The 25,459-nt window shown below is 59.6% G+C and carries 21 protein-coding genes, 1 tRNA gene and 1 other RNA gene; 18 read left to right on the forward strand and 5 right to left on the reverse strand.

Annotated features, from left to right (window positions below; genetic code table 11):
• Positions 1 to 158 precede the first annotated feature (158 nt).
• The 3 genes from DW180_RS03905 (at position 159) to DW180_RS03915 (ending at position 3,344) form a co-directional block, all read left to right on the forward strand.
• A complete protein-coding gene (locus tag DW180_RS03905) occupies positions 159 to 1,193 on the forward strand; it encodes a YeiH family protein (protein WP_117759250.1) in 1,035 nt (344 codons plus the stop codon).
• A gap of 273 nt (positions 1,194 to 1,466) precedes the next feature.
• A complete protein-coding gene (locus DW180_RS03910; RefSeq protein WP_118237531.1) occupies positions 1,467 to 2,684 on the forward strand; it encodes a helix-turn-helix domain-containing protein in 1,218 nt (405 codons plus the stop codon).
• An 84-nt stretch (positions 2,685 to 2,768) separates the two neighbouring features.
• Complete coding sequence (locus tag DW180_RS03915) at positions 2,769 to 3,344, forward strand: hypothetical protein (RefSeq protein WP_147357372.1); 576 nt, start codon at positions 2,769 to 2,771, stop codon at positions 3,342 to 3,344.
• A 239-nt stretch (positions 3,345 to 3,583) separates the two neighbouring features.
• Here the strand turns inward: DW180_RS03915 and DW180_RS03920 are convergent, their stop codons facing one another.
• Positions 3,584 to 4,105 (reverse strand): nitroreductase, encoded by a 522-nt coding sequence (locus DW180_RS03920; protein ID WP_118237535.1) that lies wholly within the window; start codon positions 4,103 to 4,105, stop codon positions 3,584 to 3,586.
• A gap of 295 nt (positions 4,106 to 4,400) precedes the next feature.
• Here DW180_RS03920 and DW180_RS03925 point away from each other — a divergent pair, with 295 nt between their 5' ends.
• The 4 genes from DW180_RS03925 to DW180_RS03940 all read left to right on the forward strand — a co-directional run bounded on the left by DW180_RS03925 (position 4,401) and on the right by DW180_RS03940 (position 9,114).
• The gene (locus DW180_RS03925) at positions 4,401 to 4,691 is read left to right on the forward strand and encodes a CDP-alcohol phosphatidyltransferase (RefSeq protein ID WP_199569871.1); all 291 of its coding nucleotides are present in this window, start codon (positions 4,401 to 4,403) and stop codon (positions 4,689 to 4,691) included.
• A gap of 181 nt (positions 4,692 to 4,872) precedes the next feature.
• Entirely contained in the window at positions 4,873 to 5,373 is a 501-nt protein-coding gene (locus DW180_RS03930) for a MarR family winged helix-turn-helix transcriptional regulator (protein ID WP_118237537.1), read from the forward strand.
• Complete coding sequence (locus DW180_RS03935) at positions 5,373 to 7,097, forward strand: ABC transporter ATP-binding protein (protein ID WP_118237539.1); 1,725 nt, start codon at positions 5,373 to 5,375, stop codon at positions 7,095 to 7,097. The genes DW180_RS03930 and DW180_RS03935 overlap by 1 nt, the downstream gene beginning before the upstream one ends.
• A 1-nt stretch (position 7,098) precedes the next feature.
• Positions 7,099 to 9,114: an ABC transporter ATP-binding protein gene (locus tag DW180_RS03940; protein WP_118237541.1), complete on the forward strand. Its 2,016-nt coding sequence runs from the start codon at positions 7,099 to 7,101 to the stop codon at positions 9,112 to 9,114.
• A gap of 113 nt (positions 9,115 to 9,227) precedes the next feature.
• Here the strand turns inward: DW180_RS03940 and cysE are convergent, their stop codons facing one another.
• Positions 9,228 to 9,932 (reverse strand): serine O-acetyltransferase, encoded by a 705-nt coding sequence (gene cysE, locus DW180_RS03945; RefSeq protein WP_117564329.1) that lies wholly within the window; start codon positions 9,930 to 9,932, stop codon positions 9,228 to 9,230.
• Between the two features lie 223 nt (positions 9,933 to 10,155).
• Between cysE and DW180_RS03950 the strand changes: the two genes are divergently transcribed.
• Positions 10,156 to 10,803 carry a DedA family protein gene (locus DW180_RS03950; RefSeq protein WP_118237543.1) on the forward strand — a complete coding sequence of 216 codons (648 nt, stop codon included), beginning with the start codon at positions 10,156 to 10,158 and terminating at the stop codon, positions 10,801 to 10,803.
• A 289-nt stretch (positions 10,804 to 11,092) separates the two neighbouring features.
• On the forward strand, positions 11,093 to 12,145 hold the full coding sequence (locus tag DW180_RS03955; RefSeq protein ID WP_118237545.1) for a branched-chain amino acid aminotransferase: 1,053 nt from the start codon (positions 11,093 to 11,095) through the stop codon (positions 12,143 to 12,145).
• A gap of 479 nt (positions 12,146 to 12,624) precedes the next feature.
• Here the strand turns inward: DW180_RS03955 and DW180_RS03960 are convergent, their stop codons facing one another.
• The gene (locus DW180_RS03960) at positions 12,625 to 13,176 is read right to left on the reverse strand and encodes a LemA family protein (protein ID WP_082421874.1); all 552 of its coding nucleotides are present in this window, start codon (positions 13,174 to 13,176) and stop codon (positions 12,625 to 12,627) included.
• A 211-nt stretch (positions 13,177 to 13,387) separates the two neighbouring features.
• Here DW180_RS03960 and DW180_RS03965 point away from each other — a divergent pair, with 211 nt between their 5' ends.
• Positions 13,388 to 13,972 carry a TetR/AcrR family transcriptional regulator gene (locus DW180_RS03965; protein WP_118237547.1) on the forward strand — a complete coding sequence of 195 codons (585 nt, stop codon included), beginning with the start codon at positions 13,388 to 13,390 and terminating at the stop codon, positions 13,970 to 13,972.
• Between the two features lie 2 nt (positions 13,973 to 13,974).
• Here DW180_RS03965 and DW180_RS03970 read toward each other — a convergent pair.
• Positions 13,975 to 14,064, reverse strand: a tRNA-Ser gene (locus DW180_RS03970).
• 51 nt (positions 14,065 to 14,115) lie between these two features.
• On the opposite strand from DW180_RS03970, the gene tadA reads away from it, so the two are divergent.
• Together tadA and ffs are read left to right on the forward strand one after the other, a co-directional pair.
• Positions 14,116 to 15,897: a tRNA adenosine(34) deaminase TadA gene (gene tadA / locus DW180_RS03975; RefSeq protein ID WP_118237549.1), complete on the forward strand. Its 1,782-nt coding sequence runs from the start codon at positions 14,116 to 14,118 to the stop codon at positions 15,895 to 15,897.
• A 452-nt stretch (positions 15,898 to 16,349) separates the two neighbouring features.
• An RNA gene (gene ffs / locus DW180_RS03980) (signal recognition particle sRNA small type) lies at positions 16,350 to 16,445 on the forward strand.
• A gap of 349 nt (positions 16,446 to 16,794) precedes the next feature.
• Here ffs and DW180_RS03985 read toward each other — a convergent pair.
• Positions 16,795 to 17,775 (reverse strand): hypothetical protein, encoded by a 981-nt coding sequence (locus tag DW180_RS03985; protein WP_147357373.1) that lies wholly within the window; start codon positions 17,773 to 17,775, stop codon positions 16,795 to 16,797.
• Between the two features lie 214 nt (positions 17,776 to 17,989).
• Between DW180_RS03985 and DW180_RS03990 the strand changes: the two genes are divergently transcribed.
• From DW180_RS03990 to DW180_RS04015, 6 genes are all read left to right on the forward strand, one after another.
• On the forward strand, positions 17,990 to 19,852 hold the full coding sequence (locus DW180_RS03990) for an ABC transporter ATP-binding protein (protein ID WP_233545172.1): 1,863 nt from the start codon (positions 17,990 to 17,992) through the stop codon (positions 19,850 to 19,852).
• A complete protein-coding gene (locus DW180_RS03995; RefSeq protein ID WP_117635594.1) occupies positions 19,853 to 21,712 on the forward strand; it encodes an ABC transporter ATP-binding protein in 1,860 nt (619 codons plus the stop codon).
• Between the two features lie 323 nt (positions 21,713 to 22,035).
• The gene (gene bilS / locus DW180_RS04000) at positions 22,036 to 22,587 is read left to right on the forward strand and encodes a flavodoxin family protein BilS (RefSeq protein ID WP_118237553.1); all 552 of its coding nucleotides are present in this window, start codon (positions 22,036 to 22,038) and stop codon (positions 22,585 to 22,587) included.
• Positions 22,588 to 23,444: 857 nt separating this feature from the next.
• Positions 23,445 to 23,957: a signal peptidase I gene (locus DW180_RS04005; protein WP_158570924.1), complete on the forward strand. Its 513-nt coding sequence runs from the start codon at positions 23,445 to 23,447 to the stop codon at positions 23,955 to 23,957.
• Positions 23,958 to 24,027: 70 nt separating this feature from the next.
• Entirely contained in the window at positions 24,028 to 24,717 is a 690-nt protein-coding gene (locus DW180_RS04010) for a hypothetical protein (protein WP_118237557.1), read from the forward strand.
• Positions 24,718 to 24,808: 91 nt separating this feature from the next.
• Positions 24,809 to 25,456: a hypothetical protein gene (locus DW180_RS04015; protein WP_118237559.1), complete on the forward strand. Its 648-nt coding sequence runs from the start codon at positions 24,809 to 24,811 to the stop codon at positions 25,454 to 25,456.
• Positions 25,457 to 25,459 lie beyond the last annotated feature (3 nt).

Genomic DNA, 25,459 nt, shown 5'->3' on the forward strand with positions numbered 1-25,459 from the left:
AGTTGTTAATTATGCCGCGAATCAGCTTTCCGCGGTGGGTAATTCGGCTGTTGCCCAAGAACTATTGCGGCATCTTAGTCTTTGTTTACGCAAGGCTGCGCTCAATGTTGCCGTATCATAAGCCGTCGCAAACGTGAAAGAGAAAGAAGGAATCCCATATGCAACTGGCGAATATCGTACGCGAGCGCTGGAAGGGTGTCTTGTTCTGCCTGATCATCGCTATCCCCGCAACGCTGCTCGGCAAACAGATTGAGGTGGTCGGTGGGCCGGTATTCGCCATCCTCTTCGGCATGGTTCTGGCGCTCGTCTTTCCCAAGAATCGCCGCGAACAGCTCGCCGTCGGTGTCACCTATACGTCTAAAAAAGTCTTGCAGTACGCGGTTATCCTGCTTGGCTTTGGCATGAACCTCTCCCAGATTCTGTCCAAGGGCGCCCAGTCGCTACCGATTATCGTGGCGACAATCTCGACCTCGCTTGTCATCGCCTTTGTGCTCTGCCGCGTTATGAACGTGCCGAGCAAGATCGCGACGCTTGTGGGCGTGGGCTCGTCAATTTGCGGCGGTTCTGCCATCGCCGCGACCGCGCCCGTCATCGATGCCGACGATCGCGAGATTGCCCAGGCTATTTCGGTCATCTTCCTGTTTAACGTTATCGCGGCGCTCGTGTTTCCGACGCTCGGCGGTATGCTCGGGCTGACCAACGAGGGCTTTGGCCTGTTTGCCGGCACCGCCATCAACGACACCTCGTCCGTAACGGCTGCAGCGAGCGCTTGGGACAGCATGCATCCCGGCGCCAATGTGCTCGAGAGCGCCACGGTGGTCAAGCTCACCAGGACGCTGGCCATTATTCCCATCACGTTGGTCCTCGCATGCTGGCAGATGCATCTGGCGCGCAAGGCCGGCGGCGACGCCAAAAGCACGTTCTCGCTTAAACGCGCGTTTCCCATGTTTGTGCTGTTCTTTGTGCTGGCGAGCGTAATCACCACGGTGCTTCAGCTTCCCGTGTCCATCACGGCGCCCATCAAGGAGCTGTCGAAGTTCTTTATCGTGATGGCCATGGCGGCTATTGGCTTTAATACCGATATCGTCGAGCTGGTCAAAAAGGGCGGCAAGCCCATCGCGCTGGGCTTTTGCTGCTGGATTGGCATTGCGTGCATGAGTTTGGGAATGCAGCACGTGCTGGGAATCTGGTAGAGAAGTAGCTTATTCGCGTGCTGGTTGCTGGTTGCTGGTGAGCGCAAGCCTGCGGTGGAGCGATAGGAGCTCTTGCGGGTATGGCTTGTCCGCAGGTTTATAAGTCCCGAAGAGCTCTTATCGCCCCGCCAGGATGGCGATGCGGGGCAACACCTATACTCGCAGGACGGCGCTTTCTGCCCTATAGTGTTTGGTGAGCAATATCGTTCAATTTTGAAACACTCGGTCGTGCGACCGTCGGCGGTTGCACGTCGCCGCGGACAGGGGCAAATCATGGATAGCGATGCCAAGCTGAACATCTTGACCGAGGCCCTGGCTGCTGCCGGGGCCTCGGCATTGGCAATCGATGCGCGTGGGGATGTCGCGATTTCGACCATGAATGACGCGGCGCTTGAGCGGGATGTGGCGGCTTTTGTCGCTGAGCGCCTCGACCGTATAGGAGACGGCGCGCGTCTGGTTATGGGGCGTGCGGGTACGCGCCTGAGCCTGACCGTTCGCCCCACCGACAAAGAAGGCGGGGGCCTTTGGGTCGTCGTGGTCCGCGAGGTACGCGGCGCCGCGGCACATGCGGGCATCGAGTGGCTCAACGCCGACGAAGTTGAGGCCCGCTACGAATCGAGCGCGTACGGCATCGTTGAGGGGGCGGCCTCGGTAGCTGCGCCGGTCGCCGAGAGCTACGCGCGCGGTGTGCCCCTTATGCTCGAGGGCGAGCTGGGAGCGGGTCAGGTCGAGATAGCCAAGCGCCTCTATCTGGACGGTCCTTTTGCCGATCAACCCTTTGTTGCCGTTGCGCTCGATGAGCTTGCCGATCGCGGTTGGCGCCACGTGCTCAAAAGCGCCGAATCGCCGTTGTTCCAAACGGGGCTGACACTTTGCATTGCGGGCTGGAATGCGGTTGGCCCCCAGCGCCTTCGCGAGCTCGTTTCCACGATGGCCGACACCGCGTTGGCGACGCGCTGCCATGTGGTGCTGACGGCGAATGACATGCCGGGCGGCAGCGAAAGTGATCAAGCCGCCTTTGTGACCGAGCGCTTCGCCTGTGCGGTGAGCGTGGCGCCGGCAATCGTCGAGCAGGGAGCCGCGTCGACGAAGGTTGCGCGCTATTTGGAATATCTCGCTGGTGCATTTGGGACGGCAGCGCCCACGCTGTCTGTCGCGGCGACGAAGGCGCTCGATGCTTACCGCTGGCCGCGCAACTATCTGCAGCTCCGCGAGGTCTCGGAACGACTGTATATATTGGTGGGGACGGGCACGGTGGATCGCGCTGTGGCGGAGGAAGTGCTAGCCCAAGAGGACGTGATTAAGACCGCAACCTTTGGCGCCCCGACACTCGAAAGTGACCTGTATATCCTGCGACCGCTGGCCGATACCGAGCGAGATATCGCGCATCTGGTTGTAGATCATCTACACGGCAACCGAACCCGTGCGGCGGAGGTGCTGGGCATAAGCCGTACAACGCTGTGGCGCTTGCTGAAGGACGATGACCGTTGAGCGAGGCGCCCGTGACCGCGCGCGACGCGTGTGCTACAGTCCAAAGCGTTATTGTTTCGATTTGGTTACGGCGTGCGAGGGCATATGGCTGAGACTTCAAAACCGAGCCGCAGAAGGCGGAGTGCCGCGCCGGTTAACCGACGCACGACATCGGTGACGTGGGGCAAACACGCCTCGGGGTTTGATGGCTCGTTCAAGCGCACTAAATATGGCTATCCTTCGGCAAGCGCTCGCTTGGCCATGCAGGCCGAGTCGTCGCTGTGGGGCCGCAAGCGCGTGGTGGGCTCAAAGCTCAAGCACGACGGAACGCTCGGTTACATCAGCCGCGGGGCGGCTCGTCGCAGCGGGCTCAATCCCGCCGGCTGGCATCGCTACGTGCCGATCGTGGCTGTCGTTGCAGCGATCGTCATCGCACTCGCTGCGCTTGGCTACGCCGGCGGCGGCGCCAACTTGGACGCAATGTTTAAATCGCCCGAGCTCGCACATGCAGGCATAGAAGTTGTCGAGGGCGCACAGGTCCAGACGGGCGTCGCGCCCCAGCGCGGAATCGTTGCGGCGGTCACCACCATCGCCGATGCTCAAAAGGACGAGGACGAGCAAGACGACGACGCCGAAACGACCCAGACGAACGAAACGACGACAACTCCATCGGCAAGATAAGTTGCGAGCGGAGCAGCAAATTTGGGACGGGGCCTTTTAGCTGCCCAAGTGTCGAATGTCAACAGTGGCGCACCTGATGTCAGTCGCCAACAGCGAGCGAGCCGCATTTGCGCCAAGGTGACGTGAAATGAGAGGGCGCTGACCTTCTGGTCGCGCCCTCAAAATTGAACGTCAGATTGACGTGAATGCGGCCCGCGCAGCGTCAGCGGGTCCGCCGTTCGTTAGAACGGCGGAACTAATTACTTCACGTACACCACGTTGTCGCGGCGCGGCTTTGCCTCGGGAAGCGTGTCTTCGGCATAGCCCAGAATGCAGTGACCGACACCGCGCAGGCTGCCGTCGGCGGGCAGGCCCCAGCTGGCCAGCAGCTCCAGGCCCTCGGGCGAGTCAAAGACCTCATGTGCGCGGTGAATCCAGCACGAATCGACACCCAGTGCATAGGCGGCGTTGAGCAGGTTGCCCATGGCGAGCGAACCGTCTTCCAGATGCGTTGGCACGCTGCGGTCAACCAGCACCACCACAACGGTCTTGGCGCCATAGAAGGGGTCACCTTTGCTGCCCATGACCTGGTCGTTGAGCTGTGAGAGACGCTCAACGGTTGCGGGGTCGGTGACGGCGACAAACGTCACCGGCTGGCGGCCCATGCCGCTCGGTGCATATTGGCCGGCTTCGATAATACGTGCAAGCTTCTCGGCCTCGACGGGACGATCGCTGTATTTGCGGCAGCTGCGGCGGTGAATGAGCGCTTCGATGGTTTCCATGGTGTCTCCTTGTGGTGGCGTTGCAGATGCCACGTTCATACCCGTCGGGCTCAAACGATAGACGGTCAATTGCCCGGCCAAAAGGATAGATTCCAATTGGGAAAGTAGGTTTGCATAAAAGTACCTTCAGAATGTGACAAACCAATGGGATGGTTAAACGTTTTATCCCGTCTACCCTGCGGTTTTTTACCACTTGCCTAAATGACGAACGCATAACCTCTGATAAAGGTTTTACTAAAGAAGTACCAACGTTTATCAATGCGCCGTGGTGGCGCCGGGCCAGGAGGTAACTATCATGTTCCAGGCTGGAGATGTCGTCGAGACCGATTTCGAAGGATTTCTGAAGCTGCTGCGTTCCAAGACGCGCGCTTTTGTGACGATTGACAACCACGAGTACTACATCACACATACCGATGGGTACTGGCGTGTTCAGGATTGTGAGGCCATCAACGATAAGGGCCACTTTACTGACTGCTCCGAGTTGGTCAATACGGTCTGCGAGGTTGTTGAGCTGCCTTGGATCTGCGGCAAGAGCCTGCATGACAGCTTTGCGGGCGCTACGGTTTACGAGGCCGTCGCTGCCTAACAGGCAATAAAACCTGAATTTCACGTGACCGCTGGCGCCGCCCCCGCGCCGGCGGTCTTTTTCTGCCGATGGGCCATAAAAGTGCAAGCATTTGCGGAGCGCCTGTTGACGATAGTCAAAACTCGGACTAATCTAGAGACATAAAATTGGTCAAAAATCGGACAATCGAATGGTGGGATAGATGAATAGTGCGGTTACGCTGGTCGACTTCGACCGGTTGCTCAATGGACTCGACCATATCTATTCGGAGTTCTCGCGCGCCTGCGGTCTTTCGGACTGCGCTTACTGGATGCTCGTCGATACCAGCACGGCGGGCGGCAGTGTTGCCGTAAGCCGTCTGACAAGCGAATGGTTCTACAGCAAGCAGACTATCAACTCGGCAATTAAAACCTTGACGGCGCGGGGCTTCGCAACGTTGGAGTTTGCCGAAGGCAGCCGTAAGAACAAGGTTGTGCGTTTGACCGAAGCGGGCATGCGGTTTGCCGAGCGTTATGCGTTGCCGGCACTCAAGGCCGAACAGCGAGCCTTTGGTGCGCTTGAGCCATGTGAGCAGCGCGAGATTATGCGCTTGATCGGCAAATTCTCTCGGGTGCTCGGCGATGAGTGCGATGCCTTTAAGCAGCATATCGCTGCCGAGAGCCAGGCCGAGAATCAAGGTGAGGGGGAGTCGTGCGACTCTTAATGAGGTTTATGAAGCCGTATCGCAGGCTTGTCGCGGTGACGTTGTTGGTGCTGCTAATCGACAACGTCGGTACGCTGTTGGTTCCCACGATGCTGGCGAACATGGTCAACACCGGCATCACCACGGGCGATGTCGACTACATCCTGCGCAACGGCCTCCACATGCTTATCGCGACCGGCATGGCCAGCGGCGGCGCGGTGCTGGGCTGCTATCTTTCGGCGCGCCTGGCCGCCAACGTGGCCTCCGATATCCGCAACGCCGTCTACGACAAGTCGCTTGAGCTGTCTGCCAGCGACTTTGAGCGCTTTGGCACGGGCTCGATGATCACGCGTTCGCTCAACGACATCAACGTGATCCAGCAGGCGATTCTGCAGACGATTCAACTGGTGCTGCCGGTGCCGTTTTTGGCCGTGGCGGGCATCATCTTCGCCTGGTTTATCGATCCCGCCATGGGCACGCTGCTGGGCGTCGTGGTTGCGATCGTGCTGGTGGCGGCGGTCTTTACGGTCGCTAACGCCGCGCCGATTTTTATGCGCCTGCAGAGCTTTATCGACCGCATGAACGTGGTGCTGCGCGAGAACATCGTGGGCGTTCGCGTCATCCGCGCCTTTAATAAAGAGCGCCACGAGGAGCAGCGCCTGGACGAGGTGTTTAGCGAGTACGCGGACAACGCCATTAAGGTCAACCACCTTTTTGTGGGGCTCGACAGCTCCAGCTTCTTTTTGATGAACATTGCCGAGGTGGCGGTGCTGTGGGTGGGCGGCAACCGCGTGGGCGCCCACGCCATGCAGATCGCGAGCATCTCGGCGGTGCTGGAGTACGCGCTTCTGATCCTGTTCTTTGTGATGATGGCGCAGATGGTGGTGCTGACGCTTCCGCGTGCCGCCGCATGTCTGAACCGCGCACAGCAGGTGCTGGAGATTAAGCCGAGCATCGTCGATGGCCAGCGTACGCTCGATGCGGCCGCGTCCGACTCAAAGGACGGGGCCGATACGGTCGCCGTGTTCGATCACATGTCGTTTCGCTTTGACGATGCCGACGAGGACACCCTGTGCGACCTGAGCTTTGCCTGTCGTCGCGGGCAGACCACCGCGATCGTGGGCTCGACGGGCTCGGGCAAGTCGACGGTGGCAAAGCTTCTACTGCGCTTCCACGATGCCACCAAGGGCATCATTCGCCTGGACGGCGTCGATCTGCGCGAGCTTTCGCAAGGTGAGATTCGCGGGCGCATTGCCTATGTGCCGCAGAAGGCGTGGCTGTTCTCGGGTACCGTGGCAAGCAATCTGCGCTTTGGCAACGAGGACGCGACCGAGGCGGACATGCTTCATGCGCTGCAGGTTGCCCAGAGCACCTTTGTGCTCGATCAGCCGCAGGGGCTCGATACCCCGGTGGTGCAGGGCGGTACGAACTTTTCGGGCGGCCAGCGCCAACGTCTGGCCATCGCCCGTGCGCTCATGAAGCATGCCGATCTATATATCTTCGACGATAGTTTTTCGGCCCTGGACTTTAAGACCGATGCAGCCCTGCGCCATGCGCTGCAGGACGAGACGCGCGACGCCGCGGTGCTCATCATCGCGCAGCGCATCTCGACGATTCTGCACGCCGACCAGATTGTCGTGCTCAAGGATGGCGAGGTCGTGGGCCTGGGCACGCATGGCGAGCTTATGGAAACCTGCGAGGTGTACCGCGCCATCGCGGAATCGCAGATGAAGGGAGGTGAGTAGCATGACCGAGGAGCTCAAGAAGCAGGGCGGCCTTGTCGATGCCGCCGCTGCGGACGCTGCCGATAAAACGGTCGACCAGGCTGCCGCGTCGACCGAGCTGGATGACGCCGCCAAGGCGGCGGCCGGGCGCGAGGCTCGTCGTCAAGCGCTTTACGAGGAAAACGAACGAGCCGAGGATGAGCGTGCCCGCGCCGAGGCAGAGCGCATGCGCGACGTGGATGACGAAGACGAAGACGAGACGCCCCGTGATACCTGGGCGACGGTGCGCCGCCTGTGGAGCGAGGCTGCCGGCGACCATTGGCGCTTCTATATCGTGTTTGCGAGCATTGTGTTCTATGTCATCTTTAACACCGCCGCGCCGGCATATAGCGCCCGCGTGATCGATGAGCTGTGGGGCCACATTCAGGTGGCGTTTGCCAACGGAACCACCTTCAACATCACCTGGGAGAACTGCGGCAAGACCATCTTCGTCTACTTTATGATCTGGACTGCCGCCGCCTCGTTCTATGCGCTCCAGAGCTTTTTGATGTCGAGCGTGGCCGAACGCCTCAACCTGCGTCTACGCAACCGCATCGCACAAAAGCTCAACCGTCTGCCGCTTGCCTTCTTTGATGCGCATCGTCCCGGTGAGGTCGTCAGCCGTGCGACCAACGACTTGGACAAGATGTCCGAGAGCATGCAGCGCGGATTGCTGCAGCTGCTTGTGTCGATCGGCACCGTGGTGGGCGCCGTGGGCGTGATGTTCGTGTTTAGCGTGCCGCTTACGCTAGTCTTTTTGTTCTTTACGGCGTTGTCGCTGCTGGTGACCAAGGTGGTTTCGCGCCGTACGCATGATGTGACGGGCGAGCGTCAGGAGTGGGTGTCCAAAATCACGAGCGCGGTCGAGGAAGGCTATTCGGGCCGTTTGGTGATTCGCGCATTCAACCGCGAGCACCAGAGCTCTGCCGAGGTGCACGAGGCCTCGGGCGAGCTGGCGCGCGTGAGCACCAAGGCCGACTTTATGATTAACGCCGTCGGACCCGCGGTTCGCTTTATCGGTCGCCTGGCGCAGATTGTGATTGCGCTCGTGGGCTGCAGCATGCTGGTCGCCGGTCACATGACCGTCGGCGTGTTCCAGGCGTTCTTCCAGTTTATCTACGAGGCGTCCGAACCCATGACGCAGCTGTCGTTCACTTTTAACTCGCTGCAGAGCGCGCTGGCGAGTGCGGAGCGCGTGTTCGACCTGCTTGATGAGCCCGAGATGGAGGCCGATCCGCTGCCGGACGAGGCCGCCAAGCTGCCGGGTCGCATTGAGGGCCGCGTCGCTTTTGAGCACGTGCGCTTTGGCTATGCGCCCGACAAGCCGCTCATGCGCGACGTGTCGTTTACCGCCGAGCCGGGCCAGAAGATTGCCGTGGTGGGAACCACGGGCGCAGGCAAGACGACGCTCATCAACCTGCTCATGCGCTTCTACGAGATTGACGGCGGGCGTATTACGCTCGACGGCGTGGATACGAGCCGCATGGATCGCGGCGAGTTGCGACAGCAGTTTGGCATGGTGCTACAGGACGCCTGGCTGTTCGACGGCACGATTGCCGAGAACATCGCCTACGGCTGCCCCGAGGCAACGCGCGAGGAGATTGTTGCGGCCGCTCGCGCCGCCCAGGTCGACTTCTTTGTGCGCACCATGCCTCAGGGCTACGACACGCGCGTAGCCAACGATGCCGAAAGCATCAGCCAGGGCCAGCGTCAGCTGCTGACCATCGCACGCGTGCTGCTCAACAACCCGGCGATTCTCATCCTGGACGAGGCGACCTCAAGTGTGGACACGCGCACCGAGCTTGCTATCGGCCGCGCCATGGACGCGCTCATGCGCGGGCGCACGAGCTTTGTGATCGCGCATCGCCTGTCGACGATCGTGGACGCCGACCTGATCTTGGTCATGGACCACGGCAACATTATCGAGCAAGGCACGCATAAGGAACTGCTGGCTGCCGAGGGTGCTTACGCCGACCTCTATCTGAGTCAGTTCGCATAATGTGACAAAGGGACAGTCCCGCATGTCACATCAAAAGGAATGGCGCGCCGGGGATTGATTCCCTGGCGCGCCTTTTGCGTCGGTGCCGATATTGTTTTGTGCCGCTTGCGTTCCTAACGTTCGTCCATGAGCTTGGCGACGAGGGCCTTGAGCTCGGCCACCTCTCGCTCGAGTTCTTTGACGCGGCGGGCATTCTCGGTGATGCCCTGGCGGTTGAGGGCACTCTGCTCGGCGGCGTCATCGGGCATGTACTCGCGATGCTGCTTGGCGTCGAAACTCTCCTCGAACACACGGCAGCCGTTGCGCTTGATGATGCGTCCTGGCACGCCCACGACGGTGCAGTTGTCGGGCACGTCCTTGACGACAACCGAGTTGCCGCCGATTTTGACGTTGTTGCCGATGCGGATGTTGCCGAGCACCTTGGCGCCTGTGCCCACGGTGACGTTGTTGCCCAGGGTGGGGTGGCGTTTGCCGGTCTCGTTGCCGGTACCGCCGAGCGTGACGCCCTGGTAGAGCACGCAGTTGTCGCCCACGATGGTGGTCTCGCCGATGACGACGCCCATGGCATGGTCGATAAAGAAGTGCTTGCCGATCTGTGCGGCGGGATGAATCTCGACGCCGGTGATGTGGCGGGGGATTTGCGAGAGCACGCGGGCGAGCGAGCGATGACCGTGCTCCCAGAGCCAGTGCTCGGGCACGTGGTTCCACTTGGCGTGCAGGCCAGGATAGGAAAGGAAGATGACTAGACCGTTTTGCGCGGCGGGATCCTGCGCTTGGACGGTCTTGATGTCCTCGCGAATGGTATTGATAAAGCTCACCGGCCGCCCTCCCTTAGCGCCATGGCAATGCGATTCAATAAAGTATAGCGATTCGCTAGGGATTAGGAAGAACAATCTTGGCGGCATTGCGCAACAGGTGTCAGTTATGCAAACTTGCTGGTAATGGGGTCATGCTTTTGTGGGGTTGCGCACGAGGGGGCGCCGCAACCGTATACTGGTCAACTTGGACGTATCCGCGCCCACAACTGAGAGGTTTTACTTCATGGGTTTCATCAATTTTATCGCCGAGCTGCTCAAAGACCCGCGCACCGCGATTGCCAGCTGGATCGCCGCCGGCCCGCTTATGGCCTACGGCTGCGTGTTCCTGATCATCTTCATCGAGACGGGCGTGGTATTCTTCCCGTTCCTTCCCGGCGATTCGCTGCTGTTCGCCTCGGGTTTCTTTGCCCATAACGGCGGCTTTAACATCGTGGCTCTGTTGGCCGTCGCATGGTCTGCTGCCATCTTGGGCGATCAGTGCAACTTTATGATTGGCCATTTCTTTGGCAAAAAGATTATCGCTTCGGGCAAGGTGAAGGCCATGACGCCCGAGCGCATCAAAAAGTCCGAGGACTTCTTGGACAAGTGGGGTCACCTGGCCATCTTCCTGGGTCGCTTCTTCCCGTTTATCCGCACCTTTGTGCCCTTTATCGCCGGCATGGGCGGCATGCACTGGCGCAACTTCGTTATCTTTAACGTGCTGGGCGGCATTACCTGGTCGACGGTCTTTACGCTGCTGGGCTACTTCTTTGGCGGCATTCCCTTTGTGCAGGAGCACTTTGAGCTGCTGATTATCGGCATCGTCGCCGTGTCGATCATTCCGACCGTGGTCGGCTTGGTTAAGGCTAAACTGGGCAAAAAGAACGCATAGCTCGAGGCAGCGCACAAACTGTGTCGTTGAGGCCCGCCACTGCTTACGGTGGCGGGCCTCTTTAGCTTCGGTTGAATGAAAATACTTTACTTAGTTAAAGAAAAGCGTTTTATCAGGCGTGTGCGGGGAGTACAATCTCGTGCATGCGAATCGACGTGCCATGGGCTTTGGTGTTGTCCGCGTGTCCCGTCCGGCTCTACGCTCCGGGCGTGCGACGTTGCGACGCGGTCGGCCTCGGTCCTTGCGTGCGAGTTCGCGAGTATGCAACTGTGTATGTAAGGAGCGACACATGACTGTCGAGAAGAAGGATATCGATTGGGGTAGCCTCGGCTTTGGCTACATGAAGACCGATTACAGCTACGAGGCCCATTGGAAGGATGGCGAGTGGGACGAGGGCGGCCTGACCACCGACCACACCCTGCATGTCTCCGAGTGCGGCGGCATCTTCCATTACTGCCAGGAGGTCTTTGAGGGCCTGAAAGCCTACACCGCCGAGGACGGCAGCATCGTCTGCTTCCGTCCCGATATGAACGCCGAGCGTATGTACAACTCTGCCCAGCGCCTCGAGATGCCCCCGTTCCCCAAGGACAAGTTTGTTGAGGCCGTCAAGCAGGTCGTTTCTGCCAACGCCGCCTGGGTTCCGCCTTTTGGCTCCGGCGCGACCCTGTACGTGCGTCCGTTTATGATCGGCTCCGGTGACGTGATTGGCGTGGCTCCCGCTCCTGAGTACACGTTCCGCATTCTCGTGACTCCGGTCGGTCCGTACTTTAAGGGCGGCCTCAAGCCCGTCAAGCTGCGCGTTTCCGAGTACGACCGCGCCGCACCGCACGGCACCGGCAACATCAAGGCTGGCCTGAACTACGCCATGTCCCTCAAGCCCACGATGGAGGCCCATCGCGAGGGCTATGCCGAGAACCTGTATCTCGACTCTGAGTCCCGCACCTATGTCGAGGAGACCGGCGGCGCGAACGTTCTGTTCGTGAAGGAGGACGGCACGCTCGTCGTTCCGCAGTCGCACACCGACTCCATCTTGCCCTCCATCACCCGTCGTTCGCTTGTTCAGGTTGCCGAGGACCTGGGCATGACCGTTGACCAGCGTCCCGTCGAGTGGGCTGAGGTCAAGTCCGGCACCTTTGTTGAGTGCGGCCTGTGCGGCACCGCTGCCGTCATTTCCCCGGTGGGCGAGATCGACAACAAGGTCTATGGTGCCGATGAGACCGTGACCTTCCCGGCTGGCTACACCGAGATTGGCCCCGTGATGAAGAAGCTCCGCGAGACCCTGACCGGCATCCAATCTGGTGCTGTCGAGGATAAGCACGACTGGGTTCACACCGTCGCGTAAGCTGCCATAGCTGTTCGGCCCGAGGGCAACCTTCCTTTCCGGCGCGTCCTCGGACATGCAAGAACCTCCGCAGCGCACTTCGTGCGGCGGAGGTTCTTTCGTCCTGCGGAGTGCGCCGGAAAGGAAGGCCGCGCTTTTGTTTTGGTTCGCGCCATGTGGGGGTGGTGGCGACGTGCATTTTTGCGAGTATTCTGCAATCGAAGGCCCCTGCATACCGACCTCGGGCAAAAAATCGGGATTTCTCGATGTTTTCTACGAATGATGGGCGGGGTTATGGGCTGACAGCGTTTGATTTGCAGGGGTATTTGCGCTCTTTGGCATTTATCGCGGTGCCCGAAGCCCTTGGTTATGTTGAATACTCCTAAAAATGCACGGCGCTTAGAGGGGGAGCTTCGCGAAAAAGGAAACCGCCCCGTCGAAGTATGCATTCGACGGGGCGGTTTATGCATTTGGCCGATTAAGGATGCGCTGCCAAACTACTAGAACTTGACGGTCGGGGCCTGGCGGGCTGCTTCGGCGGCCTCGAAGCCCTGGCGCTCCTTAAACTGGAAGATGCCGGCAAAGATGACAGCCGGGAACGTCTGAATGGCGTTGTTGTAGCTGAGCACGCAGTCGTTGTAGCTCTGGCGTGCATAGCTAATCTTGTTCTCGGTATCCTCGAGCGACGCCTGCAGCTGCGTAAAGTTGGTGTTTGCCTTAAGGTCGGGATAGGCCTCGGCTACGGCGAAGAGCTGGCGCAGCGCACCGGTCAGCACGTTGTCGGCTTCCATCTTGGCCTCGGGCGTGGTGGCCTTGACGGCGGTGTTACGCGCGCTGATCACGGCGGAGAGCGTCTCCTGCTCGTGCTTGGCGTAGCCCTTGACGGTCTCGACCAGGTTGGGGATCAGGTCGTTGCGGCGCTGCAGCTGCGTATCGATGTTCTGCCAGGCGTTATCGATGCGGTTACGCTTGGTGACCATGTTGTTGTAGATGCCGGCGATGGCGCAGACAATCACAATGACAACAACGATGCCGATGATGACGGTAATCATGATGTCTCCGTTTCGAATGGCCGCGGCGGCATGCGCCAGCTGCCGTTGGTATAACGCTACTAGTATACCCGCAACGTTTTGCCGTGCCGAACTTTCCGGTAAGCGTTATGTTTTCGGCGGGGTTGGCACCGGGGCAAAGCGCGCGAGGTACAGGTGTAAGATATGCGACAGATTTTCGAGTGTTGTCTTTGCCCTGAGGATGGCGATACCAGTGGACCTTCGCATTAAGAAAACCTACCGCGCCCTGTTCGATGCCTTCACCGAGCTTCTCGAGGAGCATCGTTTTGAGGATCTGACGGTTGCCATGCTGTGCGACCGGGCCATGATTCGCCGCACGACGTTCTACAAGCACTTTCGCGACAAGAACGATTACTTTGCCTTTTATATCGATGAGCTTATGTCGGGTTTGCCGCAAAAGCGGGTTGGCGAGGGCGGCACGGTGTCGGCTGACGACGTGCGCGTGCTTCGCCACGAGGTGTTCACCGACGCCATGGACCTGATTCTGGCCCATGAGCAGCTCATGGACAACATTTTGGCGAGCAGCATGTCGGGCATACTGACCAGCATGATTTGCGACCGCATTGCCCGCTCTATCCGCGAGTGTGTGATGAGTGCGCTAGACGAGGACGCGCTTGCGCCCGTGTCGCTCGACACGACGGCTGAGTTTGTCGCCGGCGGCATTATTCGGCTTTTTACTATGTGGTGGGAATCTGGTCACGATCTGGAACGTCGCTCCGAGATAGCCGACGTTGTCGATGCGCTGTTCGAGCGGACCATGACGCCGGTGCATCACTAAAGTGGCGGAGAGAGGGGGATTCGAACCCCCGGAACGCTCTCGCGCTCAACGGTTTTCAAGACCGCCGCATTCAACCGCTCTGCCATCTCTCCGTGAGTCGTAATGATAGCATCGTTTTGAATTTGCAACAGGGAAGGCGAACGATGACGATCACCGAAATCGACGAGAAGTTCATGCGCGAGGCGCTGGCGGAGGCTCGCGCCGCTGCTGCGGTGGGCGAGGTGCCCATCGGAGCCGTAGTGGTGCGCGACGGCGAGATCGTCGCGAGGGCGCACAATCGGCGCGAGCTCGACCAGGATCCTTCGGCTCATGCCGAGTTTGCGGCCGTGTGCGCCGCTGCCCAGGCGCTTGGCCGCTGGCGCCTTTCCGACTGTACGGTCTATGTGACGTTGGAACCCTGCTGCATGTGTGCGGGGCTTATGGTCAATGCGCGCGTGGGGCGCTGCGTGTATGGCGCGAGCGACGCCAAGGCGGGTGCGTTGGGCTCGTTGTACGATCTCAATGCCGATTCGCGCCTAAACCATCGGTTTCATGTGACCGCCGGCGTGTTGGCGGATGAGTGTCGCGCGGTGCTGAGCAACTATTTTGCCGGTTTGCGCGGTGCGGATGGCGTCGGTTGCGGCTGCGGTGCAAACCTTGAGGCGCATGTTGCCCACGCCGAGGCCCTTGCTGACGGCGAGGATCTTGCCGGCGAGACGCTCGACTTTGGTCCCGTGCAGCGCCGGCCTCGCCGTGTGCTGCTGGCGATTGATTCCTTTAAGGGCAGCGTTTCGAGTGCGCAGGCAGAGGAGGTCGTTGCCGAAGGCGTGCGCCGCGTTTGGCCCGATGCCGAGGTGTGCACATTGCTACTGGCGGATGGCGGCGAGGGAACGCTCGATGCTATCGCCGCATGCGGTGGTGAGCTCTCGACCTGCGAGGTGGCAGGTCCCTTGGGCGAACGCGTGTCTGCCCGGATGCTGGTGGACGGCGAGCGCGAGTCGGCCGTTATTGAGATGGCCGAGGCGGCGGGTATTGGGTATTCGCCCTGTGCGGAGTCGGCGGCGTTGGCGGCTTCGACCTATGGCGTGGGCGAACTGATGCTCCGTGCGGTTCGTGCCGGAGCGAAGACAATCTATATTGGCTTGGGTGGCAGTGCCACCAACGACGGTGGCGCCGGCATGCTGCAGGCGCTGGGCGCGCATGTGGTCGATGATCAGGGCTGCAATATCGCCCCCGGTCTTGCGGGCCTTGAACACGTGACGAGTATCGATTTGGCGCCAGCGCTGCAGGCTTTGGATGACGCTCGTATCGTTGTGCTTTCGGATGTCGAGAATCCGCTCGTAGGGCGTCGCGGCGCGCTTGCGGTGTTCGGCGGACAGAAGGGTCTGCCGGCGGATGATGCCGAGGCGCTGAACAGGTGCGACAGCTGGATGGTCGGCTACGGTCGCTTGCTCGACGCTGCGATTGCCGGAGCTCGAGCCCAGGGGCTGTTGCGCACATCCGAGGGTGCACGGACATTTGGCTCGGTGCTCGGTGTGCCCGGCGCCGGTGCCGCCGGTGGTCTGGGAGCAGCGCTGTTGGCACTCGGTGCCGAGTTGCGCTCGGGCGTGGAGACGGTGCTCGATCTCGTGGGGTTTGACGAACATGTGCGCGATGTCGACCTGGTCATAACGGGCGAGGGCAATATGGACGAGCAATCCGCCGCCGGCAAGGCGCCGGTGGGTGTGGCCCGCCGTGCCAAGCGCTATGGCAAGCCGGTTGTTGCCGTCGTGGGCGGTCGCGCTGACAACCTGGATGCGGTGTATGAGCAGGGCGTCGACCTGGTTTTGACGATCTGCCGCAAGCCCATGGGCCTTGAGCTGGCGCTCGATCCCCAAGAAGCCATAACCAACCTTATCTGCGCCGGCGAGTCTGCCGCTCGATCCTACGACCTCGCCCGCCTCTAAAACCTATCTCTCTATAAGTTGCGGTGAAATACGGAGTGTTTTTGCCTTTAAGGTGCCAATTCAGTACGTATTCCACCGCAACTTCGTGAATGGTCATCCGAGGCTGGTCGACATGGGTTTCGAGTCGGACCGTTTGCCACGAAACACGGCTATCTACTACGTTTAACCGACCACCCTCGACTATCTCGGAATTTGCAAAAATGAAACCGCAGGTAGAGAGCTTGCCGATTTCCGAAAAAGTCGGCTATGGTCGACCCCTGCGACCAAAACGTAGTAGATAGGCCCTTTTCGTGGCGCAGCACCAGATCAGTCTTTTTGGGACGGGGCTTTCTTGGCTACTTTCGTCACCCTGATGTCCCCAGTCAAAAAGTAGTCAAAAAAGCCTCGTCCCAAATTAGCTGTCTTGCCCCATCGGGCGGGAGCAGGTAATATATATCGAGCGCCTAGCGCGTTCGATGGGTTCGGATGACGACATGTTCCGAATCTGGTCAGGTCCGGAAGGAAGCAGCCATAAGGAGCCTCTGTCGGGCATCCGAATCCATCGAGCGCACGGGCGCTTTTTTGGTGCCGCGATGCGGTCCCGGTGTCGGCGGGCTGTTTGGTGCCTCGCTGGTCCTCGGCTTTGCCTGCGGGATCGCTCGACTACCAAACAGCCCACCGGCACCGGGACCACTTCGTCCAAAAATCACCCGTAAAGGCGCGTTAGCCTAATTAAATCTATCCCTTAAGGAATGCTGCTCGCTGGCGTTGTTTGGAGCGCGGTGGCGATGTGCTTCAAGAGACAGTGGCATTACCATTTGTTTTTACAAGTAAAGAGGTCCGTTTCTCTGGGTTGGGGAAACGGGCCTCTTTTTGTCTCTGGGCTTGTGGATTGGCGAAGACAATAACCGCTGGCAGCTATTTTGAGTTCTTGATGCGGCGTGTAGCCGTGGCGTTTATTCCGAGGCCTGCGGCGGCGACTGCTGCGAGTGCGATTGCGCTCGGTGCAGTGTCGCCCGTGTTTGCGAGCTTGCCGGGCTTGCCGCTGCTCGCGTTCGCTTGCTTGGTGGAGCTCGGCGTGGCGCCTTTGCCGGTCGCGGGCGAGCTGGCGGGCGGTGCCGGTTCGGCGGGTTGCGCCGAGTTGGAGGGAGGCGTCGTCTCGGTCGGTTGCGTTATCTCGGGCGAGGTGACCTTGTCTGCCGCGGCTTTCGCCTCTTCGTATGCCTTGCAGGCGTCGTCATAGGCCGCTTGCGCCTTTTCCAAATCGTCGAGGAGCGCATCTCGCTTGGCTACGTCCTCATCGATGTGGGCTTTGGCTTTCTCCGCCTCACTTTCGAAACGCTGAACCTGTCTTTCCTGGCTTTCGAGCCGGCGTTGGCAGTGGTGAAGATCATCTTCACAAGATTTTTCTCGCCTTTCTGCCGACATGATCTCACTTCGCAACTGCTTAATAGTTTCGTTAGAAGCTCCGTCGTCGATTGCCTTATTTAATTCTGCCTGAAGGCCGCTTGTCCGGTTGTGGGCCTCATCGTATTTGGCTTGGGCTGCATCGACGTTCGCTTGCATGGCGGGAAGGGGTTTCCTCCATTTGGCGGCTTCCGTCACCACCATGTCGTAGATCTCTTGAAAAGCGGCAATGTCATCATCGATTACCGCAAGTTTCTCAGGACTTGCGGCGTCTTTTGCGGCCTCGAGGGTTTTGAGCGCTTCCTGCATGGTTGCATACGCTTTTTCTTTTGCGGCGGCCGCATCTTCCGTCTGCAAGGCAACTGCACCGGTGGGGGAACTGGTTTCTGCCGCGATCGCCGTTACGGGGGGGGCGATTCCCGCGACAAGCGCCGCGGAAAGGGCGATGCCCACAGTTGCTCGTCTTGCTCTTCTTGCGAGAATGTCGTTCATCTTGGCACCTCATTTCAAGGGTCGGCGGCTCGGCTGGTAGCACTACTGTAAGTATACCAAGCGATTGGCGCGCCGCTGACCGGGCGCGCGCGACCTCTCCGCTTCTTTGGAAACCGAACCCCATTAGAAATGACGAGTTGTTTACGCTTCTTTTGGGCTCACCGTACTATCATGATTCGAATTGAGTGTGAATGATGATAGGGAGCGCCTTTTTATGATTGAGCTGCTCAGGCGTTTTGGCGGTAAGTTTCGCCGCTATATGGTGATTGGTCCTGCGTGCAAGCTGATCGAAGTGATCTTTGACCTGCTGACGCCGCTGGTGATTGCCCAGATGATCGATAAGGGCATCGGCGCACACGATGTCAACGCCGTCGTCCACTACGGCGTGGTGCTCGCCGCCATGGCTGTGATTGGCATCTCGTTTACGCTCGTCTGCCAAAAGATGGCGGCGCTCACCTCGCAGGGCATGGGCACCGATATCCGTGGTGCGCTCTACGAGCGCATTAATAAGCTGAGCTATGCTGAGCTCGATCGCTTTGGCGCGCCGTCGCTCATCACGCGCATTACCAACGACGTCAACCAGGTGCAGCTCGCCGTGGCGCTGGGCGTGCGCATGCTCATCCGCTGGCCCTTCCTGGCGGTGGGCTCTATGGTCGCAGCCCTTGCCATCGACCTTAAGCTCGGCATCATCTTTTTGATTTGCACGCCCGCCATCGGCCTGGTGTTCTGGTTTGTCATGGCACGCTGCATTCCGTACTACAAGCAGCTGCAGGCAAAGCTCGACCGCATTGCACTCATTTGCCGCGAAGGCCTTTCGGGCGCTCGCGTGGTCCGTGCGTTTGTGCGTGAAGATCACGAGCGCGAGCGCTTTGCTCAAGCCGCCGATGACCAGGCCAATACTGCCATCGCGGTGGGCAAGCTCTCGTCGATTCTCAACCCCGTCACGTTTCTTGTGATGAACCTGGGCGTGTGTGCCATCCTGTGGGTGGGCGGCATCCAGGTCAACGTGGGCGAGCTCACGCAGGGCCAGGTCATGGCGTTCGTCAACTACATGACGCAGACCCTGACCTCCATCGTGTACGTCGCCAACCTGGTCGTGGTCTTTACCAAGGCGAGCGCCAGTGCGTCACGTATCAACGAGGTGCTCAATTGCGTGCCGAGCATCACCGACGAGGGCAACCAGCCGGTCGCGCTGCCCGAGCCGGGCAATGTCGCTCCGACCTCCGCGCTGAGCTTGAGCCATGCGAGCTTCTCTTTTGGCGCCGGCGCTGCCAACGCCGTCAACGATGTGAGTCTGGAACTCCCGCTGGGCAAGACGCTCGGCATTATCGGCGGCACGGGCAGTGGCAAGTCCACGCTCGTTTCGCTTATCCCGCGCCTGTACGATGCGGGCACCGGCAGCGTGAGCGTAATGGGCGCCGACGTGCGCACCTGGCCGCTCGATCAGCTGCGCCACGTGGTCGCGACCGTCCCGCAGCGCGCGTCGCTGGTGAGCGGCACCATCCGCAGCAACCTGACCTGGCGTGACGAGGCGGCGACCGACGAGGAGCTCTGGGCGGCGCTCGACATAGCGCAGGCGAGCGAGTTCGTGCACAACAAGCCCCAGGGGCTCGACGCCCCGGTCGAGGCGGGCGGCAAGAACTTCAGCGGCGGTCAGCGCCAGCGCCTGACTATCGCGCGCGCCCTGGTGGGTTCGCCTCAGATATTGATCATGGACGATTCCGCCTCGGCGCTCGACTTTAAGACTGATGCGGCGCTTCGCCGTGCCATTCGCGAGCGCAGCATGCGCGGTGCCGCCGAGGGCGGGCTGCCGCTCACGACGGTGATTGTGAGCCAGCGCGTCTCGACCGTGCGCGACGCCGATATGATCTGCGTACTCGACCACGGCTCGGTTGCGGGCCTGGGCACGCACGATGAGCTGTACACGACCTGCCAGCTCTACCGCGAAATCTGTCAGTCGCAGCTTCGCCGTGAGGAGCTCGAGGGTCAGCAGGGGAGCGCGTCGCCCGCCCCCGCCCCAGGCGCCGCGCCCGCCTCGACTGCCCCCGCATCCGTCTGCACAAAGGAGGGCTGCTAGATGAATCCGTATACTTCCTCCGGTTCGGTCGCCACGATGACCGCTAACGTGTCCGGCAACGATAACCTTAACGACCTGGGCGACGGTCCGCGCCAACCCGGTGATCCCGAGCGCTATCCCGTGGGTGCGGTGACCCGCCGCCTGATGGGTTACGTCCGTCCGCACCGTATTTCGTTTACGGCGTCGTTTGTGAGCGCCGCCGTCTCGGTGATCTTACAGCTCTATACGCCTATTCTCATTGGCGAGGGCATCGACCTGATCGTTGCCGCGGGCCAGGTGAATTTCGATGCACTGCTGCCGCTTGTCACCAAACTCGCGATTGTCGTCGTAGGTGCCGCGGCCTTCCAGTGGCTGCAGGGCTACTGCGTCAACCGCCTGTCCTACGAGACGGTGCGTGACATGCGCGTGGAGGCGAGCGACAAGCTCAGCCGTATGCCGCTCAGCTTTATCGACAGCCATGCCCACGGCGACCTTATGAGCCGCGTGGTCAATGACGTCGACCAGGTGGGCGACGGTCTGCTGCAGGGCTTCACGCAGCTCTTCACCGGCGTTATCACCATCGTGGGCACGCTCGCGTTTATGCTCTCCATTAACCTGGCCATGACGCTCGTGGTGGTGCTCGTCACGCCGCTTTCCATTTTTGCAGCCGGCGCCATCGCCAAGCTTTCCAACAAGAGCTTTACGGCACAGCAGCGCATCCAGGGCCAACTTGGCGGTCATATCGAGGAGTATGTTGGTGAACAAAAGCTCGTGGACGCCTTCGCCTACGGCCCGAGCGCTCAGCAGCGCTTCGATGTCCTCAACGCCGAGCTCTATACGGCAGGTGAGCGCGCACAGTTTATGGGCTCGCTCTCTAACCCCGGCACGCGCTTTATCAACAACATCATCTACGCCGTGGTCGCCGTGATCGGCTGCGTCGGTGTGATCACAGGTGTGCCCGCGGCGCTTACGGTGGGCGGCGTGCAGATTTTCCTGTCCTACGCCAACCAGTACACCAAGCCGTTCAACGAGGTCACCAACGTCATTACGCAAATCCAGACGGCGTATGCCTCGGCGCGCCGCATGTTCGCGCTGCTCGACGCCCGTGAGCAAGAGCCCGATGCGCCAGATGCCGTGGAGCTTGCTGCCCCACAGGGCGAGGTGACCTTTGAGCACGTGGACTTTAGCTACGTGCCCGACCGCAAGCTGCTGCAGGATATCTGCATCGATGCCAAGCCCGGCATGCGCTTTGCCCTGGTCGGCCCCACGGGCTGTGGCAAGACGACGCTCATCAACCTGTTGCTGCGCTTTTACGATATCGACGCCGGTCGCATTGCGGTCGATGGCCGTTCCTCGCGTGACTACACGCGCGCAAGCCTGCGCCGTGCCTTTGGCATGGTGCTGCAGGACACTTGGCTGTTTGAGGGCACCGTGGCGGAAAACATCGCTTACGGTTGCCCGGATGCCACGCGCGAACAGGTTATCGAGGCTGCCAAGCGCGCGCATGCGCACAAGTTTATCGTGCAGCTGCCAGGCGGCTACGATACGGTGATCGGCGAGGACGGCGGCACGTTTAGCCAAGGTCAAAAACAGCTGCTGTGCATCGCGCGCGCCATGCTCACCGACCCGGCGATCTTGCTGCTGGACGAGGCGACCTCGAGCATCGATACGCGCACCGAGCTGCAGGTTCAGGCGGCATTTGACGAGCTCATGGCCGGTCGTACCAGCTTTGTGGTGGCGCATCGCCTGAGCACGATTCGCAACGCCGACTGCATTCTGGTCATGCGCGACGGCGAGATTATCGAGCGCGGCACGCACGACGAGCTGCTAGCGGCAGGTGGCTTCTACGCCGAACTCTACCGCAGCCAATTCGCCCAGTGAGCAAGCCCGTGGGGCAAATTAATCAGGTTTGTTTGTCCCATAGAGCGATCTTGTTATATAGCGTTCTACCAGCGCGTGAAACATTTTGACGATACTCCGTGACACAATTTGACGGCGTTTTGTGAAACAGTTTTTCGGCCATTCGTGAAACGTTCTGCGGCGGTTTCAATCCGAAGTACATACTGTTCGAAATCTGTCCAAAGATGTCGTCTGCGTCGCCAATCGACAGACGGTGGTTTACATCTGTCACGTTAGTACTAAGATATTCATCTAATAAATTGCATTAGTGGCTTTAGTTTTGGGGGAAACGAGGCAACGTGACTATGACGTGCTCTTTGGTGGTTAACAGCAAGAGCGGTAATACCAGGATGGTTTCGGGTGCGATCAAGCGCGCTCTGCAGGTTGCGGGCGTTGAGTTTGTCCATGCCGCGGCGTTGAGCGACGATGCGGACGCAGATCAGGTTGCGCTCGAGGCGCAGGGCGCCTGCGCGGCCGACACGGTGCTCGTCGGTTTTTGGTGCGACAAGGGCGCGTGCACGCCTTCGGTCGCGGCGTTGCTCTCCGCCTTGCACGGTAAGCGCGTCTTCCTGTTTGGCACCTGCGGCTTTGGGGCCGACCAGAGCTATTATCAGCAGATTATCGACCGCGTAACTTCCAATTTGGCTGGGGATGCCGAGCTTGCGGGCTGGGCGATGTGCCAGGGCAAGATGGGCCCCGCGGTCAAGCAGCGCTACGAGGCCATGCTCGAGCAAGATCCCGAAAACGCCCGATTTAAGATGCTGCTCGACAACTGGGTTGCCGCAAAGGATCACCCCACTAAGGAGGATCTGGACAACATGGCCGCAGCCGCAAAGAAGGCCGTGCTGGGAGAGTAGCTTCGCCGTTCGCGGTCCTTCGTGCAAAACAATACAAATGTGAAAGCCTCGAAGTTCTCGAGGCTTTTTTCTTGACACGAGGGCGCTCCTTTATTGATGGAAGGCCTAATAAGCTGATTGTTCTATGCCCGGATGTGTGCGGAGTGGGATGGGATTTCCGGATGGGTGGGGTTGCGGAAGCTGCGTCCCGGAATTTGCCTTTGGAATGGGATGCGGTTTCCCGTTGAGGGGCTCTGTGGAAACCGCATCCCAGTTTTCGGCCGAGAAATGGGATGCCGTTTCCGGTTGAGGGCCTTGGCGGAAAGCGCGACCCGGAATTTGCGATCGGAGTGGGATGTGGTTTCCCAACGGGGCCACAAGCGGAAACCGCATCCCACTCCGGACGTGAATTCTGGGACACGGTTCTCAGAGGATTATGGGCTGCGAACTACATGGGGCTGTCATAAAACTCCGGCAAGGGGAGGGTCGGAAATAAATGACACTTCCAGTAGTTTGTTTTAATGTGGGGGGGGGTACCATTATTTTAGTTTCGCAAAAAAATCGAACCTCCTATGGGGAAGTTGCGTAGGGGGTTAGTCGTAAGTATTGGATAAAACAGACTAATTTGGGGATAAATGGCCACTTACGCCAAAATAAGTAGCATTTAGCGATAAAACATTGAAAAATGTGTAGCACATCGCTATGTTTTTATTACGAAAAGATTCCAAATTGGCTTATTTCGGACTCACTTTTCAAGCGCCTTGCGGTTCCTGTTGAAACTTGCTGACCTTTGGATGGGTAGAATAGGTCCTCAAGGGGGATGAATTATCACTTTGACGGCGCGCAGACTCAAACGATTTATTACGCTTTTGAGTAGCTTGGCGTTCGCGCTTGTCATAGCCCTTGCCGTTGTTTCTTTTGTGCCTCGCGCATTTGGATACACACCCTTTGCTGTGCTTTCGGGCTCTATGGAGCCCGAGTTTCCCGTCGGCTCCATGGTGTTTGTTCGCCAAGTTGAGCCAACGGATATTGCCGTGGGCGACAATGCAACCTTTTACCGCTCCGACGGTGCCGTGGTGACGCACCAGGTGTACGAGATCGACCCTGTGGCACAGACGATCGGTACGCAGGGAATCGCAAACAAAAATGCAGATGGAACCATCATGCACGACGCCGAGCAGACGCCTTTTTCACGCGTGATCGGTGTCGTTTCTTTTTGTGTCCCTTACCTGGGCTTCGTTAACGCATATTGCACGACGATGCCCGGTTTGCTTGTTGTGGTGGCCGTTCTGGCGCTGCTGGTCGCGGCGTCGATAGTGCTCGATCGGGTGGTTTCCGACGAGCCTGCGGGTAAGCATGCCCGCGTGCATGCGAGGGAGCGGCGTTCATAGCGGCAGGGAAAAGCGTCGGCGGCGGTAGGGGCCGTTGCCGGGGAAGACGATTCTCGAAAGGAAGAGAACGATGGAAAACAAGAAGAAAAAGCGCTACGGCATCATTGCCGCCCTGCTGCTGTTGGTGCTGGCCGCCGGCGTTGGCACCTATGCATGGCTGACGGCGCAGTCGGGCCTGACCAACAACTTCACTACTGCGGGCATCAACAAGCCCACCACTAATCCTGATAATCCGGATCAGCCGATTCCGGATGACAACACTAAGGTCAACGGCAATCTGACCGAGACCAACTGGGTTGCGGACTCCAAGCTCGCCCCTGGCGTGTCTGTTCCTAAGAATCCTAATGTCGGTATTGGCAAGGGATCCGAGAACGCTTATGTGTACGTTTTCGTGAAGAACGCGACAGCGTCTGCTGGGGTTGATGATTCCAAGACGACTTACTTCACCATTAAAAATGGCTGGAAGGCCGTTGACGTGACCGCAGTTACGGGCGAGCCGACTCATTATCTCGGTGGCCTTTTCGTTTATGTTGGCGATGGGACCGAGGCAACTCCGCTTATTGCCAGCAAGACCGAGGACAAGTGGACCGGTGAGCTGTTCAGCAATGTGACTACGCCCAAGGAGACCGAGCAAAAGGATTTCGCCAATCCTGCCACGATGAAGGTCAACTGCTTCATTTACGCGGCAGACAACACTGCTGAGGGCTCGTCTGCGTCTGCTTTGACTGCTGCCAAGGCATGGGCTGACACTCTCAAGTAATCCCACCCCCCACTGAGATCCCGGCCCGCCCCCACCCCTATATTCGGGCTGGGATCTCAGTCCCCCTTTTTATCGACGACTGGCGAACGTAATGCTCAATAATCTTTCCGACAATCAGAAACGTACCTTGGCGCTTGCCGCGATGGCGCTGTTGGCCCTGGCGTGCCTGTGCGGCACGCTGGCTTTTACCGTTGATATGGTTCCGGCGAACAACGTCCTATCGTTTGGCAGCGTGAAGGTACGAGTCTGCGAATACACCCTCAACGAGCAAGGCGAAGAGATTCCGTTTGAGGCCAACGAGTACGGGGACTATCCCGACACCAAGGCCAGCGGCTCTGACATCAGCCGCATTGTGCGCGTGGAGAACGCTGGCGCGCAGCCTGAGTACGTTCGCGCGCGCCTGCGCATGACGTCGGTGGCACCAGACGGCTCGTGCGCGGATGCCTCGGGCAACGTTGCGTTTCATGTGAATGTGGGCGAGGGGTCCCCGTGGATCGACGGCGGCGATGGGTGGTACTACTACCGCGGATTGGCCGGGCGTGGCGGCACGCTCGACCCCGGCGTCATGACGGAAAGCCTCATGGACTCGCTGCGCTTTGTGGGCGACTACCACGATGCCGCGCGCGGCGGCTCATTCAGGCTCGATATCGATGTTCAGGCCGTGCAGGCCAAAAACCAGCAGGCAAGCGATACCGCCCTCGACGTACTTGACGTTGTGGGTTGGCCGGAGGCGAACTAGCCT

Origin of the sequence: Collinsella sp. AM16-21 (assembly GCF_003471905.1) — a bacterium.
Classification (GTDB): domain Bacteria; phylum Actinomycetota; class Coriobacteriia; order Coriobacteriales; family Coriobacteriaceae; genus Collinsella.

What these genes read in the sequence shown, in the direction of transcription:
- DW180_RS03920 (WP_118237535.1), bottom strand. Translation starts at nt 4,105, where the DNA reads ATGGAAACCATCGAAGCGCTCATTCACCGCCGCAGCTGCCGCAAATAC.
- DW180_RS03930 (WP_118237537.1), top strand. Translation starts at nt 4,873, where the DNA reads ATGAATAGTGCGGTTACGCTGGTCGACTTCGACCGGTTGCTCAATGGA.
- DW180_RS03985 (WP_147357373.1), bottom strand. Translation starts at nt 17,775, where the DNA reads ATGAACGACATTCTCGCAAGAAGAGCAAGACGAGCAACTGTGGGCATC.
- DW180_RS03990 (WP_233545172.1), top strand. Translation starts at nt 17,990, where the DNA reads ATGATTGAGCTGCTCAGGCGTTTTGGCGGTAAGTTTCGCCGCTATATG.
- tadA (WP_118237549.1), top strand. Translation starts at nt 14,116, where the DNA reads ATGACGATCACCGAAATCGACGAGAAGTTCATGCGCGAGGCGCTGGCG.
- DW180_RS03935 (WP_118237539.1), top strand. Translation starts at nt 5,373, where the DNA reads ATGAGGTTTATGAAGCCGTATCGCAGGCTTGTCGCGGTGACGTTGTTG.
- DW180_RS03910 (WP_118237531.1), top strand. Translation starts at nt 1,467, where the DNA reads ATGGATAGCGATGCCAAGCTGAACATCTTGACCGAGGCCCTGGCTGCT.
- DW180_RS03915 (WP_147357372.1), top strand. Translation starts at nt 2,769, where the DNA reads ATGGCTGAGACTTCAAAACCGAGCCGCAGAAGGCGGAGTGCCGCGCCG.
- DW180_RS03995 (WP_117635594.1), top strand. Translation starts at nt 19,853, where the DNA reads ATGAATCCGTATACTTCCTCCGGTTCGGTCGCCACGATGACCGCTAAC.
- DW180_RS03955 (WP_118237545.1), top strand. Translation starts at nt 11,093, where the DNA reads ATGACTGTCGAGAAGAAGGATATCGATTGGGGTAGCCTCGGCTTTGGC.
- bilS (WP_118237553.1), top strand. Translation starts at nt 22,036, where the DNA reads ATGACGTGCTCTTTGGTGGTTAACAGCAAGAGCGGTAATACCAGGATG.
- DW180_RS04010 (WP_118237557.1), top strand. Translation starts at nt 24,028, where the DNA reads ATGGAAAACAAGAAGAAAAAGCGCTACGGCATCATTGCCGCCCTGCTG.
- DW180_RS03925 (WP_199569871.1), top strand. Translation starts at nt 4,401, where the DNA reads ATGTTCCAGGCTGGAGATGTCGTCGAGACCGATTTCGAAGGATTTCTG.
- DW180_RS03950 (WP_118237543.1), top strand. Translation starts at nt 10,156, where the DNA reads ATGGGTTTCATCAATTTTATCGCCGAGCTGCTCAAAGACCCGCGCACC.
- DW180_RS03905 (WP_117759250.1), top strand. Translation starts at nt 159, where the DNA reads ATGCAACTGGCGAATATCGTACGCGAGCGCTGGAAGGGTGTCTTGTTC.
- DW180_RS03940 (WP_118237541.1), top strand. Translation starts at nt 7,099, where the DNA reads ATGACCGAGGAGCTCAAGAAGCAGGGCGGCCTTGTCGATGCCGCCGCT.
- DW180_RS03960 (WP_082421874.1), bottom strand. Translation starts at nt 13,176, where the DNA reads ATGATTACCGTCATCATCGGCATCGTTGTTGTCATTGTGATTGTCTGC.
- DW180_RS04015 (WP_118237559.1), top strand. Translation starts at nt 24,809, where the DNA reads ATGCTCAATAATCTTTCCGACAATCAGAAACGTACCTTGGCGCTTGCC.